The following is a 19780-nucleotide window of genomic DNA, read 5'->3' as shown; positions in this document are numbered from 1 at the left end:
AACCTATGCCTTTCGCCCAGCGAGGTCTTCTGACTGCATCCGAGACCCCACAGTTATCATCGCCTGCCGTAGCTTGGAAAAGTGGGCGAGTGTACCACGCTGGTCTATAATCGTTAGAAAGCTGTCTAGTGCTGGCGCACAAGCTATAGCCGCGTCAATCGCAGGATCCGACCCTGTAGTATACAATCCCGATTGGACCATTAGCTCGGCACGTTGATAGGTCCCTAAATGGGATCGTGCCTGCTGAATAAGTGTGTTTTCTTGTGCGCTCGCCGCCACGGGAAGGGATCGGGACACAGATCGCGATACATTAATCGCAGGGAAACGCCCACGTTCAGCGATGTCGCGATCAAGTACAACGTGCCCATCCAATACGCCGCGCAACATATCGGCGACAGGTTCATCCATGTCCGAACCGGCCACTAGCACCGAAAAAACTGCCGTAATGTCACCTGCGTCCTCCACTCCTGGACCAGCACGTTCGCAAAGCGCTGCTATTGCAGGCCCGGTCGAGGCCGGAAACCCGCGCAAGTTCGCATGTTCACCGCTTGCGACAGCCACCTCACGGTGAGCCTCGCAAAACCGTGTTACAGAATCGATCATCAAAAATACTTGAAGCCCCAAGTCGCGAAAATGTTCGGCGACCGCCGTTGCAGCCCAGGCGCACCTTCGCCGCACCTGAGGCGCACGTTCCGATGTTGCCGCGACGACAATTGCGTTTTTCATACCTTCCTGACCAAGCACCTCTTCGACAAAGTGACGGACTTCGCGACCACGTTCGCCAACCAGGGCGATAACGATAACATCGGCTGTAACGCCCCGCGCAAGGTTCGCCAAGAGTGTCGATTTCCCGACACCAGATCCTGCAAACAACCCGATGCGTTGCCCGCGCACGATGGGTAAAAGTGTATTAAAAACGGCGATGCCCGTCTCGATGCGCGCACCCATCGCTCGGCGTGCGTGCGGCGCTGGCGGTGCCGCCCGAAGGCGACGCGGCACGTGACCGGGTAGTAAAGGCCGTCCATCAATCGGCAACCCATCCGGGTCAATCACCCGCCCGATCCAGCTTTTATCAGGGGCGAAAACAGGCGGGCGATCAAAAATCACACGGTCGCCCAAACAAACCCCGTCCGCAGCACCGTCGAGCAAAATATTGACGTAGTCACGCTCTAATCGCACGACTTCGCCATCAACCGTACGGCCGTCACAGAGCAACTGGGTGCGATCCCCGACCTTCGCCGAATCACCGACGCCGCTAACCTGCACTGTGCCGCCAGACACCCCAGATACGCGCCCAACACGGTGTATCGCGTGCAGATCCCCCAGCGCAGTCGTCATTTGTTTGAGCATATTTTTGATCCTCTGTTGTCTCTGAACGGTAACCACGAACCTCTTCTTAAGGAATCAGCCTTAATGCTTCGTTGAAACCAAACCGAGGGAGAATCCCCGATGAACAAATCTTTGGATATATTCCAAACGGCCAGTGCGATGGCCAAACACGCCGGTGCGCGGCAGGCTATGGTCGCCCGCAACATCGCAAATGCGGATACGCCGGCCTATCGCGCCCATGACATTGCAGCGTTTCGTGAAACCTACAAAGCACACGCCGCCGAACAGCCGTTGCGAATGACGCGCCCCGGCCACCTTGCGTCGTCAGAAGGCGCATTTGCCGCGCAGATCATCGAGACGGGCGGCGAGCCTGCACCCAACGGCAATACGGTTTCTCTGGAAGAAGAGCTGATGAACTCTGTCCAGATCAGTCGCGACCACAGCACCGCATTGGCGATTTACCAACATGCCATGACTGTAATGCGTACCAGTCTTGGTAAACCATAGGGGTAAATGATGACAGACTTTAGCGAAGCCATGGCCGTTGCAACCAGCGGAATGCGCGCACAGGCAAACCGCCTGCGGTATGTTTCTGAAAACATCGCGAACACCGATACGCCGGGATACCACCGTAAAACAGTGGGATTTCAAGAGATTATTGACGCAGGCCAAACAACCGGTGCGGTCGAGACCAGCCGCGTGAAGCTTGACCAAACGGCGTTGCCCCGGATCTACGACCCTGCGAACCCGCTGGCCGATGCGACGGGGTACTATGACGGGTCCAACGTGAACCTTCTTATCGAAATCGCTGACGCCCGCGAAGCCCAACGCAGCTATGAAGCCAACCTAAAAATGTTTGATCAAGTGCGGCAGATGTCTTCTGCGCTCATGGATCTGCTCCGCAAATAAGGAATATACCGATGGATATTAGTGCACTTGTCGCCCAAAATTATGCCGCCAGTAAAACTGCGACTGCCCCGGATGCGGGGTCCGGCGGCGGCGCGGTTTTGGGCGCGGCCCAGGATTTTATGGCAACGCTGAAGGCAAGCGAAAACACCGCCATGCAAGCGATGACCGGCAACGCGGACCCGCATGCATTGGTAACCGCTTTGGCGCAAACGGAATTGGCCGTCCAAACAGCCGTCACTGTGCGTGACCGCGTGGTCGAAGCCTATCAAGAAATATTGCGGATGCCGGTCTGATGACCGAAGCCCTGTTTTATGACACGCTGCGGCAGGGATTATGGACAGCTTTTGTCATTTCGATCCCGATCCTTACCGTGGCTTTGGCCACAGGTTTGGTCGTGGGTCTCTTTCAGGCACTGACGTCGATTCAGGAAATGACCCTGACCTTTGTGCCAAAATTGGCAGCCATCATTGGCACATTCTGGATCACGATGAACTTTATGTCTGAAACGCTGGTGAGCCTGTTCAAAGGCACGCTTATTCCCATCATCGCCGGAGGATAACTATGGATAACGCTTCTTATACCGCCCTAACCCGACAGTCTGGGCTGATGCGCGAAATGCAGGTGATCGCCAATAACATCGCCAACGCATCGACCACGGGATTTCGCGCCGAAGGGGTGATGTTTTCCGAACATGTAAAAGCGTTAGGGCCGGATTCACCTTCATTGTCGATGGCGACGGCCGAAGTGCGTGAAACCGTGATGACCCAAGGCAGCCTGACGCAGACGGGCGGGGCATTTGATTTGGCGATCGAAGGCGATGGGTTCTTTTTGATCGAGACCCCAAATGGGCAACGATTGACCCGTGCAGGGTCTTTCGGACCCAACGAAAACGGCGACCTTGTAACCCCCGAAGGCTATCCCGTTCTGGACGCTGGCGGCGCGCCGGTCTTTGTACCCCAAGGCGTCGGGCGTATCGGTATTGGTGCCGATGGAACGATCAGTGCGGGAGGACAGCCCATTGGCCAAATTGGTCTTTTCATACCGACTGATCCAAACCAGATGATCCGTGAAAGCGGGGTCATGTTCGACGCCCAAGGTGGTTTCGAACCAGCACCCGATGGGCGCACATTGCAAGGTTTCCTTGAGGAATCCAACGTTAATCCGATCCTGCAAATCAGCCGCATGATCGAAGTCCAGCGCGCCTATGAAATGGGTCAAAGTTTTCTGGACAAGGAACACGAACGCATCCGCAGCGTCATTCAGACGGTTCGGCAATAAAGGAGAACACCCATGCGCGCCTTAGAGATTGCTGCCGCTGGAATGGCAGCCCAACAAACCCGAGTCGAGGTGATTTCCAACAACCTCGCGAACATGAGCACGACGGGCTACAACGCCCGCCGCGCCGAATTTGCGGATTTGCATTACCAGCAAGTCGCCCGTCCCGGGACGATCAACGCATCAGACGGAACGGTTCTGCCAACTGGCATCCAGCTTGGTCTGGGCGTCCGTGCAAGCGCCGTTTCCATGATGCTGTCGCAAGGGTCGCTTGCGGCCACCGGCGGCGATCTGGATGTCGCGATCGAGGGTGACGGTTATCTTGAAATTACGCTGCCGTCGGGCGTGTCGGCCTATACACGTGACGGGGGGCTAAAGCTGACCGGAGATGGGCAAATCGTTACCTCGGATGGATTTCCGGTGGTGCCCGACATCACTATTCCCAGCGATACCCGGTCCTTGTCGATCAATGCCGACGGCGAGATATACGGATATTTCAACGATCAGGTGCAACCGCAGCTATTAGGGCAATTCTCGCTCGCGGGCTTTACCAACCCCAAAGGGCTAGAGGCTATCGGGTCAAACCTGTTCATTGAAACGCCTGCTTCTGGGCCTTCGCTTGTCGCCACGCCGGGCGAAGATGGCCTTGGCGTTTTGCGGCAGGGGTATCTTGAAAGCAGTTCGGTTGACCCCGTCCGCGAGGTCACGGATCTTATTTCTGCCCAACGCGGATATGAACTGAACTCCAAAGTCATTACCGCCGCAGATCAAATGCTTAGCTCAATGGTGCAGGTCCGATGATCCGTACCCTCGTCGTTTTTTGCACATTCGCTTGGCCTGCAATGGCCGACACTGTGGTTGCAGCACGCACAATTCCAGCCAACAGCACGATCCGCCCGGAGGATCTTTTGGTCAACAATCTTTCAATTCTAGGAGGCGTCGAGGATCCCAACGACCTGATCGGCATGGAAGCAAGGGTCGCTCTTTATGCAGGCCGACCCATCCGGTCTGGCGACGTTGGATTCCCTGCTGTCGTCGAACGAAATCAAATCATCCCTCTGCACTATCAACAACATGGGATTGCAATCACAACCGAAGGTCGCGCGCTTGGTCGTGCCGGCCCCGGCGACGTTATCAGAGTTATGAATGTCAGCTCTCGTAGCACGGTCTCTGCGCAAATTGGCGTAGATGGTGCCGGTTACGTCGCACGTTAAGGAATGAAAATGCGTAACACGCTCTTACTTCTGCTGGCCGTTGGTGGCTGTGCAACAGCGCCAGTCGGGCGACCGCCAGATTTCACGCCACAGGAACGTACCGTCGAGCGAGAAGCGATGTTCAACCCCAACTACCCGGACCCGATCATTGCGACGACGCTGGGGCCATCATCGCAGGCGTCTCTTTGGACGGGTGACCGCGGGTCGCTGTTGGGGGATCGGCGCGCCATGCAACGCGGCGACATCATGACGGTTGTGATCGAAATCAACGACCGGGCCGAGATTTCGAATTCATCAGACAGGTCCAGGTCCGCGTCGCAGCAGGCGGGTATCCCCCAGCTTGCGGGCATTCCACAGCTGCTGGATCGGCGTCTACCTGATGGTGCGAGTTCCGCAGCCCTTGTTGATCTAAGCTCGAACAGCAATTCGTCTGGCGACGGAACTGTCCGCCGAAACGAAAAATTGACCCTGCGGGTGGCCGTAACCATAACCGATGTGCTTCCCAACGGGGTTCTGTCCATCGTCGGCCAACAAGAGGTGCGCGTAAACTATGAATTACGCGAACTAATCGTGACCGGATATGTGCGCCCCGAAGATATCACCCGCCAGAACGAGATTACTTACGATAAAATCGCATCCGCTCGCATTTCATACGGCGGACGCGGACAGATCACCGACATGCAGCAGCCGCGCTATGGACAGCAACTACTCGAGGGCGTGCTTCCCTTCTGACCCGTCATCAAAGGACATATCGTGAAAAAATTATTGCTCCCTATCTTTCTACTTTTGGCGGGAATCGGTGGCGGCATCGGCGCTGGTCTGGTTTTGAAACCAGAACAGGACGAGGTCATATTGGCAGATGGCGCGCCCTGCGGCGACGCAGCGTTGGATAGCCAGAGTGCGGAGGCACATGCACCGGTTGCCGCGATCACCGAGGAACGCGAATACTCTAAATTGAACAATCAATTTGTTATTCCCGTTGTCAAAGACGGCGTTGTCGCAGCATTGGTCGTGATGGCCATCAGCCTAGAGGTGTTACCCGATAGCGGCTCTGCTGTTCTGGCGAACGAGCCCAAGCTGCGCGACGGTTTTTTGCAGGTTATGTTTGATCATGCAAACTTGGGTGGTTTTTCGGGAAACTTCACCGAAGGCACAAACATGCAGGCGCTGCGCAATGAATTGCGACGCGTCGCGCAGCAGATTTCGGGCGATAATGTAACAGACGTCCTGATCACCGACATGGTCCGTCAAGATTCATAATTCTTACGGCGTTGCTTTGCAAACATTGCTTCCGCTGTAAGTTTTGCATTTAGGTCTTGCACAGCTTGGTCCCGCCCAAACGCATTGCTCAACTTGGCGCGGCACCCTTCCTGAAGTGCCCGCACTTGGGAAAGCTCTGCGTTGATGACCGTACGGCGCTGATCCACCCACTGATGCCAGCGCACGTCAGCGCCTGCGACAATGGCGGCAGCCCCATCACGCATCGCATCAGCTTGTGTTTCTTTCTGCTGGATGAGCTGCGCAAGATTGGACCGCAGGCGATCCTCGCGCAGGCGCAATTGTGCCATTTCAGCTTGCGCCGCCCGAAACCTGATCGCACTTAACTGCGTAAGCTGCGCCGCCTGTGACTGCCGGTCCATTTAGCGGCGCACCTTTTGACGCATCGCTTCCGCGAAGCGAATTGCTGCCGCTACGGCCTGATAATGTTCAGGTGCAACCTCTTGACCGATGTCGACGCCCGCATGAAGCGCACGCGCTGTTGGCGGGTCCGCGTGAACCGGAACGGCATTCTCAAATGCAAGCTCACGGATTTTCGCCGCAATTTCATCAACACCTTTGGCCACGCATGTTGGCGCGCCGCCGGCCACGCGGTCCCATTTCAACGCAACAGCGTAATGTGTGGGGTTTACGATGACGACATCGGCGGTTGGTACATCCGCAAGCATTTGGTTCATCGCAATTTGCTGCCCTTTCATCCGCCGATGTTGCTTCATCGTTGGATCGCCTTCGGCCTGCTTGAATTCGTCCATCATCTCCTTGCGGCTCATACGATTTTTGCGCAAATGCTCCGCCTTTTGCCACAGGTAATCGCCCCCGCCCAAGATGATTGCCACAAGCAGAACAAGCGCCATAAGCCGTAACAAAATATCACCCAGCAGGGCGACAACCAGCGCCGGTGGCAGGTACAGGCTCCCCACGATCCGATCCATCTGAACCCGTAGGAAAAAACCCATGACCACCGCATAAATGATCAGTTTCGACATGCTTTTGAAAAATTCAAACAGGCCTTGCCGCCCGAATTTGTTCTTAGCCCCTGCGAGCGGCGATATTCGGTTCAATTTGGGTAAAATTTTTGTTGGGGTGACGAGAAAGGCGCGCTGAACGCTAATCGAAAGCGCTGCGAATAATGCAGGAAGCACAAACCAAGGCGCGATGCTGATTGCAGTTTCAAAAAATATGCCGCCCAAAACGGGTTGGGTCGCACCCGAAAACACCAATGTGCTTAGACTATCCACTTGTGCCAAGAGATTGCTAAGCACCGTGCCCAGTCTCATCAATGCGTCCGCCCCGATTGTCAGTGCAACAATCAGGAATCCACCGTAAGCCGCGGCGGTGGTCAGATCAGCAGATTTTGCGATTTCACCTTTTTTGCGCGCATCATCCAGTTTTTGCTGGCTTGGTTCGAATTGTTTGTCGCTGTCTTCGCCATCGTCGCTCATCGGATTAGCCCGAATGGTGCTGTCATAAATTCGCGAAACGCCGCCAACCAGAGCCCTAAAATAATCGGCGCGGTGATCAACAAAAGTAAAAGCCCACCTGCCGTGATGGCAGGAGCCCCGACAAACGACACCATCAGCTGCGGCATCGCCCTGTTAATCACGCCGATCACAACATTGTAGACAAGGGACGCGATCAAGAATGGTGCCGCGAGGGTAAAGCCCAGACCAAAAGTGCGTGTCACTTCGCCCAAACCCAGCGAAATTACCATATCCGCCTGCAAAGCCACACCGATGGGAACCATTTTGTAGCTTTCAATGATATAGGTCGCGACGTGAACGTGAAGCCCCGACAGTGCAGCAAGAGCCGTACCACCGACGACCAAAATATGACCAATTGCAGGTTGCGGGTCGACGCCCGCAGACCCACCAAAGATTTGCGAAAGTGACGTTGACTGCGCAGCAATCGATCCTGCGATTTGCAGTGCGAGTATGAAAAATCTTAGGAAAAGCCCAAAGAATAGGCCGCTCAGCACCTCTGGACCAAGGATGGTAACTGCAGTTACGAGCCCGGTCGGCATCGGTCCAATGGTCGACGCAATGACAGGTGCGACAATCAGGGTAAACATCACCGCCAACGCAAGTTTAACACGTACCGGAACAGCCTGGTCACCAAAGGCGGGCATGACCGCCATGAGCGCACTTATCCGCATAAACACAACAAATCCCGACCATAGCGTCGCCTGCGATAGATGAAGCAAAGGTAACAGGTCATCGATCAAAGCGGCACCAGACCAACCAATGCAGGGCGGGCGTCGATACCGATCTCCTCGAATGATAGAACCGGATTCATGATCCCCTTGGCCGCCATCACCGTGCGTAGAAACCGCCGACGGCGCATTGACGTCACAACGGCCGCATATGTACCGGCCTCAGCGGCCTGCCCAAGCTTTTCGGCAATTCCATCCGCCAATTTGTTAAAATTTTCGGGCGGCAGCGCCACATCGCCGTTGCTCCGTTCGCTGCGGATTTCATAGGTGTTGAACGTGTCTTCCCATTCTGGCGCAAGTTGTACCAGCGGGATCGTCCCGTCTGGGCGGCGCATTTCCGCGACCAGCTGAAACCCTAGCCTTTGGCGCACATATTCTGTGATGCCGTCTGCGGTTTTATACAGATGCCGACCCTCGGCGATGGCTTCGATAATCAGGGGTAGGTTGCGAATTGATACCCGCTCTTCCAGCAACAACCGCAAGACTGATTGAAGCAGTTCGAACGGCACTTTGTCGGGAATGAGTTCGTCGAGCATTTTGCGGTTTGCAGCGGCCCGGCTTGGGTCGCTAAGATTCACCATTTCATCCAGACGTCGCCGCAATGCCTTGAATGTCAAAAGACGGGGAAAATTTCGTTTCACGATTTCAAGAAGATGCGTCGCCAACACCTCTGTCGGTTGGACAGTCGTTAGCCCGGCCAGCGCCGCGACCTCTTGATTTTTGGGGTCGATCCATTTTGCGGGGGCGCCGTAAACCGGTTCTTTCACCACATCGCCCGGCAGGTCGCTGGCATCAGCGTCATTCATCAACGCAAGGATCTGATCGGAACGCAACGTATCGCGCACCTGTTCGACCCCTTGCACATGAACAACATAGGTTCCAGGCCGCAGCGCAGCGTTGTCGGTCAATCGGATTTCAGGCAGTAGAACGCCATATGCCGTTGCAACGTGATTACGCATGTTTGCGATCCGCGCGTCCAACCCGGTCCCCGGATCCAGCACCATGTCCACAAGGTCGGGTGCGAATTCAACATGGATGTCATCCAAATCGAGCATATCACCCATCGAAGTCTGCTGCGGAGTAGATTTTTCTTTTTTTGTCGTCGCAGCCTTAGTCAGCGCTGCTTTTTTGGTTCCGTTGGCTACAGCGAATGCGCAGCCACCCAACGTTATTGCCCCAATCATAAACGGCAGAAACGGCAACCCCGGCACTAAGGCGAACAAAGCCATCAGAATTGCAACCGTTGCCAGCGCTGCCGGATGCCGCCCAAGCTGTGACACCAGCGCGATGTCCGTGGCCCCGGTAGCCCCGCCGCGTGCCAAAAGCAGTGCAGAAGCGATTGAAATTACCACCGCGGGAATTTGCGACACCAACCCATCGCCGACAGTTAACACCGCATACGTTTCGAAAGCTTGCGAAATCGGCATGTCGTGCATAACGACACCGATGATCAATCCCATGATCAGGTTCAGGGCGGTAATCAAAAGCCCGGCAACGGCATCTCCTTTGACAAACTTTGATGCGCCATCCAAAGAGCCGAAAAATGTCGTCTCGGCCTGCTCGCGTTCGCGGCGTTCTTTGGCCTCTTGATGGTCGATTGCACCTGCTGACATGTCCGCATCAATCGCCAGCTGTTTGCCCGGCATGGCGTCCAACGCGAAGCGCGCGCCGACTTCGGCCATGCGCGTTGCACCCTTGTTGATCACCACAAAATTCACAATCAAAAGCACGCAGAACACCACCAGCCCAAGAAGAACATTTCCCCCCATAACAAACGTGGCAAAGCCTTCGATAACATCGCCGGCTGCATCTGTCCCGGTGTGACCCTGACCAATAATCAACTTTGTTGACGACACATTCAGCGACAAACGCAACATCAGCGATGCAAGCAAAACTGTCGGAAAGGCAGAGAAATCCAGTGGTCGCTCGATAAACAGCGTCACTGTAAACATCAAAATTGCCAGCGCGAACGAGGCGGCCAGCCCCATATCCAGCACCCAGGCTGGCATTGGCAAAATCATCATAACAATCACGGCCATGAGCGCCAGCGCGAGTAGGATGGTCGGCTGAAATATATCGCGCAATTGCAGTCCGGTCATTCGGTGACCCGCGCACTTACCGGAACCAATGAACCCAAGCTTTTAACCGCCCCCCCCTGTTGCAGGAGGGGAAAGGTATTTGCCCGGAAATCTGTCTCAGAGTTCTGCAAAGCCGCCGCGTACAACGGATCAAACTGGCGGCGGTACCGCGCCGCGTGAACCGCTGTGCGCGAGTGGTATGCGCCCGCAGCCGCGGACCAATCGCCTGTTTCGGCGTATAGCCCAGCAAGAAATTTCGCGGCATAGTCCGCGCCCGCACGCGGATCCAACATTTGATCTAAAGATGCGAAATGCTGACCGTGCCATCGATAGTTGAGTTGAAAGCAACCCAGATCAAAACTGTTCTTACCGTCGGCAATAGCGAGTTGTGCTTGCGCCAATGTTTGGGCGCGTGTGGCTAACCAATATCCTTGGCCCTCAACATTCAGTGTCCAGGGCCATGGCTCTACATAGCCACCACTGTTCCGCCCAGTTTCCGTTTGTGCGATCGCGATTAGCACCTCAGCAGGCACGTTGTGTGCATGCGCCGCGGCTTGAGCCGCGCGAACACATATATCTGATACCGAAGCAGCAACAGGCGTTGTGATAACACTGAGCAAGCAAATCAAAATGACTTGTGACTGGTGTAGTGGCGTTCTGCCATTCATTTCGGACCATCAGCGTTAGGAGTTCTAAGACAACTTGTCCGAAAATAGTTGATAATTGGTAACTTACGAATGGCGCTTAGAAACTCTCCGGGGCGATAAACTGGTCGAGCACGCGATTTAGTTCTTCCCGCGTTTGCGTGGAGGCATCTAACAATGCTCTGCCTTGTGCTAGCGGCGCATCTGTCAGTGAAATCGGTGCTTGCACCGCCTGCAATTCGCCAAATGCCGGTTTGTCTGCCGCAGTGTCAACGATTGATGCTCCGCGTTCCACGCGTGCAATATCCGCACGTAGCAGTAGGCGGTCGACCGCGTCAGGTCCATTCGCGGGAACTTTCAACAAAGCCCCAGCTTCTTCAGGGAAGCCCAGTGCGAGCACGCGCCGTGCGAGTGCATTTTGCATACCTGCGGAAACGTCGGGCAAATCTTCCGACAGGACATGTTCTAGGAACAGCGTGTCATCAGCCAGCCCGAGTATGGTGTCCACAATTGCAGCATCAAATACAGTAACTTGCGCATCACTAAGCGATTTCCCCTCTGCCGCAATCAGCGCGCGTGCAGCAGCGATATCGTCTTTAGCCAAAAGTGCCCTGATTTGCGCGCCGGCAAGGTCACCGGCAACAGGCATATTTGCGTTTTCAAATCTTAATGCGTCCGCCAGCAAAAAATCTTCTGGATTCAAGGGCTGATCATTTTCTGTGGCCTGATCAAAAAATCGAATGAATGCTTCAGGTGTGACGCGCGCATTGTCTCGTGCAAGCTCTGTGATCGCGCCTTTGGCACGATCATCCTCGCCGATTGCGTGGTTCAACGTCGCCTCTGACAAAATTACGTCGACGCTGATAGTTTCGCCACCTCGTGCGGCTTCCAATGCCTGCCTCGCGCCATCTTGGTCACCAACCGCCACAAGACGGTCCGACAAGCGAGGACCGAGGTATCGCTGAAGTCGCGGTGGCAGCATCTTAAAGGTATTTAAAACTGCTGATCGATCCATTTGCGCATCTAGCGCCCCGTCACGTGTGGCTAGCATCGCCCAAAATGCGACATTTGATTGGCAACTCACTTGCGCAGTAAATAGGTCTGATTCTACGTTTTCCCCATCCACAATGCGCGCCATTTGTGCGAGATACAGGCGTTCTTGAGAGTGTGTACCGTCAAGTTCAAGGGTGCGTATTGCCTCTCGGCCAAAGCCAAATGCCATGTAAATCCGCGCCAATCGCAAAATTGCGTTCTCGTCATAGCGGTCGGCGACAGTTGTAATCGCATTGCGAGCCTCGGTTAATTGATCTGAGAAGGGTCTATCGTCAGACCAATCAGCAACAGCGAAGAAGCTGTCGGGCAAGCAACTTTGACCCGTTTGAGTTTTCGCATCCTGCACAGTGTCTGGAATCGCACGCGGATCAGTGCTCGTGCGCGCAAGCAGACCAGGCATGGGGCTCGGGTTATCCGTAAAGTATTGCTGCGAATTTAAATCCAATAATTGTGCCTGCTCTTTGTTGGGTAGATCAGCGGCAAGCACGCCCTGAGTTAACCCCCTTGCGAGACTTTGCGTGATCGCCTGTTCTAGCGATGCCAAGTCTTCTTCAGGTACGCCCGGAACCGCGGGCTCTGTATCGTCAACTGATCCGGTTCCAATCGGTAATTGCGGCGTTTCAAACGGAGGGATTTCGTCGCTCGCATGCATAATGACAGGTAGGATTGCATTTGGCGGCAACGCGTATTGGTTTGTTGGCAGGTTTTTTTGATTCAGAGATTCAGTGCCGGTGATCGGACGCTCAAATGGCGAATCTACTGATGGGCTACCATCCAGAATATCCACCACAAGAATATCGGGCCGAAACAGGAACGCATCAACACGACACCTGCAAGTGACACCAAGCCGCAGTGCGCCTTCTCCGTCTTGCGTGACGTTCATAATTCGGTCGCGGGGGATCAAATCAAAAAACCGGCTAAGATCAAATCCGTTATTCGTCGAAAGCTGGACGACATAGGCGTCAACATCGCGCCGCACCTCCCACTGTGTAGTGCGATCTATTGTCAGAACAACGCGAGTAAAATTAGCGTGCTCACCGGTTTGCACGCGCACTGGCAGTGCAAAACTGACCACAGGTAACAAAATGAAGAGAAACGCCAAAAACCGTATCATGCGGCGTCCTGTTTTGTGGCTTTCAATGCATCCTCCATCTCGGAAAAGCTAGGGCGATATGTACCCGGCATATTCTGGCGCCCGACCTCAATGCAGATGTTGGGCGCGTGCGCATAAAGGTTCGCTATCAGCACCTCGCGGATGAGCTGGTGAAAGTGCGCGTCTTCTTCGATCACAGCTTTTACCTTGGAGGAAAAGGGTCCGACCAAGCCATACGCTAGAAATACACCCAGAAAAGTACCCACCAAGGCACCGCCGATCAGTTTTCCCAAAATCTCGGGGGGCTGATCAATCGATCCCATCGTCTTAATCACACCTAAAACAGCGGCAACAATGCCAAGCGCCGGCAGGCCGTCCGCGACGGTTTGTAGCGCATGGGTCGAATGCATTTTGTGATGGAGTGTTGCTTCGATCCGCTTCTCTAAAACTTCCTCGACCTGATGCGGGTCGTCATAATTCATAGATGCCGAACGCAGGGTGTCGCAAATGAGCGCAACTGCCTCGCCCTCACCAAGGATCTTGGGGTATTTCCCGAAAATTGTTGATGTTTCAGGTGCCTCGATATGGCTTTCAAGTGCAACTGGATTCGTGCGGGCAACGCGGATCAATTCGAAAAGCAAACACAGAACGTCTTTGTAATCTTGGGCCTTCCATTTCGGGCCTTTGAAAACCTTTCCGATATCCTTGATCGTGTGCTTAATTGCTGCCCCATCATTGCTGATTGTGAATGCACCGATCGCAGATCCGCAGATCATGATCATCTCGAAAGGGAGCGTTTTCAAGATGATCGCCATCTTGCCGCCCGCCAACAAGTAACCACCGAATACCGCGATAAAGACAATCGCAATGCCGATAAAACCTACCATGCAGGAGTGTCCTTCAATAATAAAAACCAAATTTGGTGATGATTCTTTTTAACGCTAATATGTTAAAGATATCTCAGCGCTATTGCGTTGGTGTGGTCGCGTTACGCCCTGCGAGAACGACACTAAATGAATATGCAGTTTCCGGGGCAAGCTCTGTCATAATGAGCGCGGCAGCATCCGGCCGCATCAATCCCAAAAAACCCGCAGCAAACTGTGGCGACATCTCAGCAAACAGTGCGGCGGCCTCTTTGGGTTTCATGTTCTCATACACCGTTGTCAGCCGAGCCAGATCCATTTCGGCAGCACCATCAGCCAGCGCAATTGTCGCGCGCAACGCCTCTTCTGCAGCGACAAGCGCTTGTAGTTTGTTGTCGATTTGCTGTTCTGCGGCGTGCAGTGCGTCCATTCGTTCGCGCACCTGCGCTTCACGCTGTTCTAAACGTGCTTCGCGACCCTGTAACGCTTCAAGTAGGCCACCTGTGGTTGGTGTATCACGCGTTTCTTCAGGCATAGCTTCTTCCGGGGTGCCTGTACCATTTGCCAAAGCGGGCCCCACATACCCCCCGACACGCACCATTGCAGACGCTAACAGCAGCCCACCAATAACATACAGTGTCCCACGCCCCTGACGGCGCCGATTAAGCCGCATCAATGTGCTTCCTCCGAACCGGGACGGCGTACAAAAAATGGATTTTCTGCACGTTTTGGCGGGGTCGGCTCGGGAATGTCATGCAAAGATGCAACCAACAGTTCCAAACGATGCGCTGCCGCTTCAGCACGAGCGCTAACACTGTCGAGCTTGTCGACCGAAAATTTTGCGGTGTTTTGCGCTTGTTTCAAAGTTTTTGTTAGGTCGTCAACTTGTGCCGAAAGAACGGCAACGGCGCCACCGACGCCTTTTTCCAGATTGGTAAAGTTGCGCAAACGGCGCGACAGTACGTGACAATAAAGCCCAGCACCCAAGGCCCCCGCCACCAGTAAAACGTCTGCAATCATTGTCATTTCATCATCCTTAGCTCAGCACAAATTCCATAATTAGCAGATCTTTTATCCGGCCATCTCCAACCACAACCTGCACCCTGCGCAGCATCTGACCGCGTAGTCGTGCAAGGGCTGCAGGGTCTTCAAGTTCTGCAATCTCAACCGCGCGCAGGTATCCGTTAAGCACGTCAACGATGCGCGGCTTTACGGCCTCCACCTCGGCGGCATACTCGGGGGCTACCTCGAGCTGCGCAGAAAATCGCAGATGGTCGCGCCCACCCGAACGGGGTAGCGATATGACCAAAGGATCAAGAGCCACAAACACCACAGGAATCGCATTGGGCACGTGTGACACGTCTTCGGCTATCACCGCATCCTCTGTGTGATTTGCCCCCCCAATGATCCCTGATTGCACCGCAAAAAAACCTCCTCCTCCTCCAATCACCGCAAGCAAAGCCCCTACCAACAAGGGTATTTTGGATGCTTTGCGCGTTGGTTCTTGTTGGTCGTCGGCCTCGGCTGCCATCGCAATGTCCTTTTTTCATTTTTGTAAAACATCTCATAAACCAAGAAGCCCTAACCGATTGTTAAGGCTCCTGGGTCAAACAGTGTTCATCCGGCAGAATGCCAACGTGATGGAGAACCAGATTGCAAAGCCTCAGCACAGTGTGGTCAGCGCTTAACGCACCGCGCCGCCTATTTGTCCTTTTTGCGACGGTCGCGGTCTTCGCTGCGGTCCTCATGCTTGCCAAAGGAGCAGGGACCAAGGACATGGCGCTTCTTTTCGGCGGCCTTGAAGGCCGCGCTGCGGGGGATGTGGTGACCGCGCTTGACCAGCGCGGAGTTCAATACGAGGTGCGTGGAAATGCAATTTATGTGCCCACATTGATGCGTGACCCTCTTAGGATGAGCCTCGCCGGGGAGGGGCTGCCATCCTTGGGTAGTCAGGGATACGAATTACTGGATTCGCTGTCCGGCTTCAGCACAACATCGCAGATGTTTGATGCCGCTTATTGGCGGGCAAAAGAAGGTGAATTGGCGCGCACAATACTGGCGAACCCCAATATTCGTGCGGCGCGCGTTCATATTTCGACCCCGGCAGCACGCTCTTTTCGGCGCGATCAAATACCAACGGCGGCGGTCACAGTCACCACCACCGGCGGGTCACTATCCGGACCACACATAAAGGCGCTGCAATACTTGGTCGGGGCGGCAGTGCCGGGGCTTTCACCAGAATCAGTAGCGATCATCGACGACAACGGTGGGCTATTGTCAGACACCGATGGAAACGCAATTATTCCGAGTGGCAATGAGCGCGCCGCAGAGCTGCGTGACAGGGCCGAACGGATGCTCGCGGCGCGTGTCGGCGTAGGAAACGCCATCGTTGAAGTCACACTCGATACGGTCACCGAGACAGAAACCATCACAGAACGCATCGTCGACCCCGACAGCCGCATCGCGATAAGCACCGACGTGACCGAAAGCACGGCGACATCAACCGATAATCGTAATGGAGACGTTACGGTTGCGTCGAACCTTCCCAGTGGTGATGCCGCCGGTACTGGTGGCGCATCAAACAATGAAAACAGCGAAAGCCGTACATTAACCAACTATGAGGTATCCGAGACGCAGCGCCAGCTGTTGCGGGCACCGGGCGCAATACGGCGCCTAACCGTTGCCGTTTTGGTAAATGATGTGACCACATTTTCGAGCGACGGAACCGCCACTATTACCCCACGCAGCCCCGAAGAACTCGCATCATTGGAAGCGCTTGTCAGCTCGGCCATCGGATTGGACACGTCCCGCGGGGACATTCTTACGCTGCGCTCGCTCCCTTTTGAACCATTTGCGCCCATCGGGACGGAAATCAGCTCCCCCGAGCAACGCATTGCGCTCGACACTATGCAGCTCATTCAGGTCGGCGTTCTGGCAATTGTCGCGCTGATACTGGGTTTATTTGTCGTCAGGCCGATTCTCTCGCCTGTGGCTCTGCTACCCGCCCCAACGGCGGACGCAGATGCTGACGACTTTGCAGATATGGGCCCACCAATGGCCATGGCGATCAGTGATGATACGATGGGGGACTTTATGAGCGGCGACATGGACATGATGGGGCTATCATCTGATGATCCAGTTACGCGCATGCGGCAGTTAATTTCTGAGCGCGAAACCGAAACAATTCAAATCCTGCAAAACTGGATCGAAGACCCCGCAACCGAGGCGCGGGCATGATGGGACAGCATCTTTCGCTTGAATCGTTTGAAACAGTCTTGGCCGAAGAAACTGGTCCAAGCACAGATTATAACGCAGGTTACCAAGACGGATTTGCCGCTGCGCAAGCCGAAGTTCAGGCAGACTTCACGGCGTGCCAGAACGCGTTGGTACAGGCTATCGGTGACATGCAGTTTACCTATGCCGAGGCACATAGCGAAATACTGAGGGGGCTCGTCCCACTGTTCACTGCACTAGTGACGAAAATTGTACCGCAGTGCGTGTCAGAGAGTTTCTTACCCCAACTTGTCGATCTGTTAACGTCACAGGCTCGCGACGAAATTGCAGGGATCCCAACGCTTTCGGTTCACCCTGACAGGTCTGATTCCCTACGGTCAATCCTCGTGGATGTGATGCCGGATGTGCGCATTATCAGTGACCCCACACTGACCCCGAACGCTGCGCTCATCAGTTTTTGCGAACGCGAGACCCGGATTGATGCGGACCAGCTTTTGGTGCGGGTCACAACCATTCTCAACAACATTACTGACACCCCGAACAGGACCAATCAACATGGATGATACCAACACTGAATTTCGCAGCGCAGAGGACCACCCATTGCGCCGCATCCCAATCGAAATCTCTGTGTCGGTTGGAAAGGCCCGGCCATTAGTCCGTGACCTTTTAGCACTGGGTGAAAATGCTGTTCTCCCGCTTGATCGCCGGATCGAAGACCCTGTTGAACTTTATATTGGGGACCGCCTCATTGCACGCGGCGAACTGCAAGAACTCGAAGGCGGCGAGCCCGGTCAGTTAGCGGTGCGCCTGACAGAAGTTGCCACCGACAGCGACGACCTTAGCTAAATGTGGAAATGGATCTTTGTGAGCATGGTAGCAATGGCCGCCTATGCAGGCCCTGCCATGGCACAAGATGTTGCAATTTCGTTTGGCGACGATGGGTCGCTCGCAACGCGCTCTGTCCAATTGCTAATAATGATGACGGTGCTAAGCCTCGTGCCGGGCATCGCCATTATGGTCACGTGTTTTCCGTTCATTGTCACCGTTTTCGCAATCTTACGTCAAGCGATTGGTCTGCAGCAGTCGCCACCCAATATGCTGATTATCAGCCTTGCGCTATTCTTGACCTATTTCGTGATGGAGCCGGTATTCATTGAATCCTGGAATGCCGGGATCAACCCGTTGATGAGTGGCACGATGGAACTTGAGGAAGCCTTTGAAAAAGCTATCGGGCCATTGCGGGGCTTTATGTTGGCACGTATCGATCCCGAAACATTTGCGACACTGGCCGATTTACGCCCCGACGTGGGCAGCCAGACCGCTGCCGTCGATGCGCCGCTTTCTGTGGTCATTCCGTCATTTTTGCTCAGCGAAATGGAACGCGCATTTCAGGTCGGCTTTTTGATTTTCATGCCGTTCTTAATCATAGATCTGGTCGTGGCCGCGGTGTTGATGTCGATGGGGATGATGATGGTGCCACCGGCTATCGTGTCATTGCCATTCAAGCTCGCGTTTTTTGTGGTCGCCGATGGTTGGGGGCTAATCGCGGCAAGCCTTGTCCAAAGTTACACGTAAGGGCAGTCTCTTAAAAATGCCTTGATCGTTGGACGGGGGCCTCGCAGCCTTTTGTGGTCGTGCCCTATCGAAGAATGCGTTTTCGGGGCACCATATTTCGACGCCTTAAAATGATGCTGCCCCATCAAACGACCCACACCACGGTGACACATGTTCTGGCCGATCGTCTTCAGTTCCGTAGTTATTTTTGGGGGCGAGGCACAAATTTTCTTTCGACAAGTCGCCCATATCTCGGTGCGTTGTGACCGTCTTGCTTAGCGCCTGAAAATATCGCTAGGCATGACGCATGCCGACGCGCAAATTTACGCGCGCCCAGGATAGGTGGCACCTACAGCGCGAGCTCTGCTAGCATTTCTTGTGGGGTAATATCAGCTTTGTCGGCGCGCCGCTTCACTTCTCCACGCGTCATGACCACGAAACGATCGGCCAACCCGTAAGCAAAGTCGAAATTTTGTTCGACCAATACGATGGCCATATTACCCTGTTCGCGCAGATGGCTGATTGTGCGACCAATTTGTTGGATCACGTTTGGCTGAATTCCTTCGGTGGGTTCATCAAGCAAAAGCACCTTGGGGCGCGTGATCAACGCGCGCGCAATCGCAAGCTGTTGCTGCTGACCGCCCGACAAATCACCGCCGCGCCGCGCCTTCATATCCAACAGCACCGGGAAGAGTTGGAAAATTTCGTCCGGGATGCTGCGATCACTTTTGGGCAGGCAGGCAAAAGCAGTTTCAAGGTTTTCTTGTACTGACATCAGTGGAAAAATCTCGCGTCCCTGCGGAACATAAGCGATGCCCGCACGAGCTGCGGAAAAAGCAGACGGATGACTGAGCTGCTGACCGTCAACGGACAAACTCCCCGCTGAATAAGGGTGACGCCCGGATATCGCCTTAAGAAGGCTGGTCTTGCCGACGCCGTTGGTGCCCATGACTGCGGTCACTTCGCCTACCGGTGCGACGAGGCTGATGCCGTTCAGGATTTGGCTTTGACCGTAATGTAGCGTCATATCTTTTACGTTTAGCATTT

General features: G+C 54.6%; 25 protein-coding genes. 13 read left to right on the top strand and 12 right to left on the bottom strand.

Annotated elements, in window-relative coordinates; all coding sequences use genetic code 11:
• Positions 1-3 precede the first annotated feature (3 nt).
• On the bottom strand, positions 4-1350 hold the full coding sequence (locus ACXJGX_RS06170; RefSeq protein ID WP_474779712.1) for a FliI/YscN family ATPase: 1347 nt from the start codon (positions 1348-1350) through the stop codon (positions 4-6).
• Between the two features lie 99 nt (positions 1351-1449).
• On the opposite strand from ACXJGX_RS06170, the gene ACXJGX_RS06165 reads away from it, so the two are divergent.
• The 9 genes from ACXJGX_RS06165 to ACXJGX_RS06125 are packed head-to-tail and all read left to right on the top strand — an operon-like array spanning position 1450 to position 5987.
• Positions 1450-1836 (top strand): FlgB family protein, encoded by a 387-nt coding sequence (locus ACXJGX_RS06165; protein WP_474779711.1) that lies wholly within the window; start codon positions 1450-1452, stop codon positions 1834-1836.
• A gap of 9 nt (positions 1837-1845) precedes the next feature.
• Positions 1846-2238, top strand: coding sequence for a flagellar basal body rod protein FlgC (flgC, locus tag ACXJGX_RS06160; protein ID WP_474780752.1), 393 nt, complete (start codon positions 1846-1848; stop codon positions 2236-2238).
• Positions 2239-2249: 11 nt separating this feature from the next.
• Positions 2250-2531, top strand: coding sequence for a flagellar hook-basal body complex protein FliE (fliE, locus tag ACXJGX_RS06155; protein WP_474779710.1), 282 nt, complete (start codon positions 2250-2252; stop codon positions 2529-2531).
• Complete coding sequence (locus ACXJGX_RS06150; RefSeq protein ID WP_474779708.1) at positions 2531-2797, top strand: flagellar biosynthetic protein FliQ; 267 nt, start codon at positions 2531-2533, stop codon at positions 2795-2797. The genes fliE and ACXJGX_RS06150 overlap by 1 nt, the downstream gene beginning before the upstream one ends.
• Before the next feature lie 2 nt (positions 2798-2799).
• Positions 2800-3516 (top strand): flagellar hook-basal body complex protein, encoded by a 717-nt coding sequence (locus ACXJGX_RS06145; RefSeq protein WP_474779706.1) that lies wholly within the window; start codon positions 2800-2802, stop codon positions 3514-3516.
• Positions 3517-3528: 12 nt separating this feature from the next.
• Positions 3529-4314, top strand: coding sequence for a flagellar basal-body rod protein FlgG (gene flgG, locus ACXJGX_RS06140; RefSeq protein WP_474779704.1), 786 nt, complete (start codon positions 3529-3531; stop codon positions 4312-4314).
• Positions 4311-4727 (top strand): flagellar basal body P-ring formation chaperone FlgA, encoded by a 417-nt coding sequence (gene flgA, locus ACXJGX_RS06135; RefSeq protein WP_474779703.1) that lies wholly within the window; start codon positions 4311-4313, stop codon positions 4725-4727. The genes flgG and flgA overlap by 4 nt, the downstream gene beginning before the upstream one ends.
• A 9-nt stretch (positions 4728-4736) precedes the next feature.
• Positions 4737-5459: a flagellar basal body L-ring protein FlgH gene (flgH, locus tag ACXJGX_RS06130; RefSeq protein ID WP_474779701.1), complete on the top strand. Its 723-nt coding sequence runs from the start codon at positions 4737-4739 to the stop codon at positions 5457-5459.
• Between the two features lie 21 nt (positions 5460-5480).
• Positions 5481-5987: a flagellar basal body-associated FliL family protein gene (locus ACXJGX_RS06125; RefSeq protein WP_474779699.1), complete on the top strand. Its 507-nt coding sequence runs from the start codon at positions 5481-5483 to the stop codon at positions 5985-5987.
• On the opposite strand, the gene ACXJGX_RS06120 is transcribed toward ACXJGX_RS06125, so the two are convergent.
• The 10 genes from ACXJGX_RS06120 to ACXJGX_RS06075 all read right to left on the bottom strand — a co-directional run bounded on the left by ACXJGX_RS06120 (position 5975) and on the right by ACXJGX_RS06075 (position 15476).
• Positions 5975-6367 carry a hypothetical protein gene (locus ACXJGX_RS06120; protein ID WP_474779697.1) on the bottom strand — a complete coding sequence of 131 codons (393 nt, stop codon included), beginning with the start codon at positions 6365-6367 and terminating at the stop codon, positions 5975-5977. The two genes, ACXJGX_RS06125 and ACXJGX_RS06120, sit on opposite strands and share 13 nt — an antisense overlap.
• A complete protein-coding gene (locus tag ACXJGX_RS06115) occupies positions 6368-7447 on the bottom strand; it encodes an EscU/YscU/HrcU family type III secretion system export apparatus switch protein (RefSeq protein ID WP_474779695.1) in 1080 nt (359 codons plus the stop codon).
• Complete coding sequence (locus tag ACXJGX_RS06110; RefSeq protein WP_474779693.1) at positions 7444-8226, bottom strand: flagellar biosynthetic protein FliR; 783 nt, start codon at positions 8224-8226, stop codon at positions 7444-7446. Before ACXJGX_RS06110 ends, ACXJGX_RS06115 begins: the two co-directional genes overlap by 4 nt.
• Positions 8223-10313, bottom strand: coding sequence for a flagellar biosynthesis protein FlhA (gene flhA / locus ACXJGX_RS06105; RefSeq protein WP_474779691.1), 2091 nt, complete (start codon positions 10311-10313; stop codon positions 8223-8225). The genes ACXJGX_RS06110 and flhA overlap by 4 nt, the downstream gene beginning before the upstream one ends.
• Positions 10310-10960: a transglycosylase SLT domain-containing protein gene (locus ACXJGX_RS06100; protein ID WP_474779689.1), complete on the bottom strand. Its 651-nt coding sequence runs from the start codon at positions 10958-10960 to the stop codon at positions 10310-10312. Before ACXJGX_RS06100 ends, flhA begins: the two co-directional genes overlap by 4 nt.
• Positions 10961-11036: 76 nt before the next feature.
• Entirely contained in the window at positions 11037-12776 is a 1740-nt protein-coding gene (locus ACXJGX_RS06095; RefSeq protein WP_474779687.1) for a hypothetical protein, read from the bottom strand.
• Positions 12777-13099: 323 nt separating this feature from the next.
• Entirely contained in the window at positions 13100-13969 is an 870-nt protein-coding gene (gene motA, locus ACXJGX_RS06090) for a flagellar motor stator protein MotA (RefSeq protein WP_474779686.1), read from the bottom strand.
• 79 nt (positions 13970-14048) lie between these two features.
• Positions 14049-14618, bottom strand: coding sequence for a MotE family protein (locus tag ACXJGX_RS06085; RefSeq protein WP_474779684.1), 570 nt, complete (start codon positions 14616-14618; stop codon positions 14049-14051).
• Complete coding sequence (locus tag ACXJGX_RS06080; RefSeq protein ID WP_474779682.1) at positions 14618-14971, bottom strand: hypothetical protein; 354 nt, start codon at positions 14969-14971, stop codon at positions 14618-14620. The genes ACXJGX_RS06085 and ACXJGX_RS06080 overlap by 1 nt, the downstream gene beginning before the upstream one ends.
• Positions 14972-14981: 10 nt before the next feature.
• Complete coding sequence (locus ACXJGX_RS06075; RefSeq protein ID WP_474779680.1) at positions 14982-15476, bottom strand: flagellar basal body-associated FliL family protein; 495 nt, start codon at positions 15474-15476, stop codon at positions 14982-14984.
• Positions 15477-15598: 122 nt separating this feature from the next.
• Here ACXJGX_RS06075 and fliF point away from each other — a divergent pair, with 122 nt between their 5' ends.
• From fliF to fliP, 4 genes are read left to right on the top strand one after another with little or no spacing between them, the layout of a single operon-like run.
• Positions 15599-17182: a flagellar basal-body MS-ring/collar protein FliF gene (gene fliF / locus ACXJGX_RS06070; RefSeq protein WP_474779678.1), complete on the top strand. Its 1584-nt coding sequence runs from the start codon at positions 15599-15601 to the stop codon at positions 17180-17182.
• Entirely contained in the window at positions 17179-17742 is a 564-nt protein-coding gene (locus tag ACXJGX_RS06065; protein WP_474779676.1) for a FliH/SctL family protein, read from the top strand. The genes fliF and ACXJGX_RS06065 overlap by 4 nt, the downstream gene beginning before the upstream one ends.
• Positions 17735-18025 (top strand): FliM/FliN family flagellar motor switch protein, encoded by a 291-nt coding sequence (locus tag ACXJGX_RS06060; RefSeq protein ID WP_474779674.1) that lies wholly within the window; start codon positions 17735-17737, stop codon positions 18023-18025. Before ACXJGX_RS06065 ends, ACXJGX_RS06060 begins: the two co-directional genes overlap by 8 nt.
• A 24-nt stretch (positions 18026-18049) precedes the next feature.
• A complete protein-coding gene (fliP, locus tag ACXJGX_RS06055; RefSeq protein WP_474780751.1) occupies positions 18050-18754 on the top strand; it encodes a flagellar type III secretion system pore protein FliP in 705 nt (234 codons plus the stop codon).
• Between the two features lie 328 nt (positions 18755-19082).
• Here fliP and urtE read toward each other — a convergent pair whose 3' ends face one another.
• The gene (gene urtE, locus ACXJGX_RS06050; protein WP_474779672.1) at positions 19083-19778 is read right to left on the bottom strand and encodes an urea ABC transporter ATP-binding subunit UrtE; all 696 of its coding nucleotides are present in this window, start codon (positions 19776-19778) and stop codon (positions 19083-19085) included.
• Positions 19779-19780 lie beyond the last annotated feature (2 nt).

It is taken from the genome of Yoonia sp. SWMV100 (assembly GCF_056108365.1).
Note: the sequence above shows the minus strand (reverse complement) of the source record. Positions and strands in the feature narration are given on the sequence as shown.